The sequence below is a fragment of the Methylobacterium sp. J-068 genome, assembly GCF_022829445.1.
Taxonomy (GTDB): Bacteria; Pseudomonadota; Alphaproteobacteria; order Rhizobiales; family Beijerinckiaceae; genus Methylobacterium.
The window spans coordinates 1-371 of the sequence record NZ_JAKSXY010000068.1; the positions used below are offsets into that span (position 1 = coordinate 1).

At 70.9% G+C, this 371-nt stretch carries 1 protein-coding gene; it reads left to right on the forward strand.

Annotation, left to right across the window (positions count from 1 at the left end; all coding sequences use genetic code 11):
• Nucleotides 1-371 (forward strand): UDP binding domain-containing protein (locus MKK54_RS09980; RefSeq protein ID WP_279597284.1); only part of this gene is annotated, 371 nt, incomplete at both ends.

A 371-nucleotide genomic window follows, 5' to 3' on the forward strand; every position in this document is an offset into this window, starting at 1 on the left:
GTCAACGACCAGAGGAAGCGCGCCATGGCCCGCAAGGTGATCCTGGCCTGCGGCGGCTCGGTGCGGGGCAAGACCATCGCGATCCTGGGCCTGACCTTCAAGCCCAACACCGACGACATGCGCGACGCGCCCGCGCTCTCCATCATCACGGGCCTCCAGGACGGGGGCGCGCGTATCCGGGCCTACGACCCCGAGGGCATGGAGGCGGCGCGCCCGATGCTCAGCGACGTGACCTACGCCACCGACGCCTACGACTGCGCGCAAGGCGCGGACGCGGTGGTGATCGTGACCGAGTGGAACGCCTTCCGGGCCCTCGACTTCGCCAGGCTGCGCGCCGCCATGACCGCCCCCGTCATGGTCGACCTGCGCAA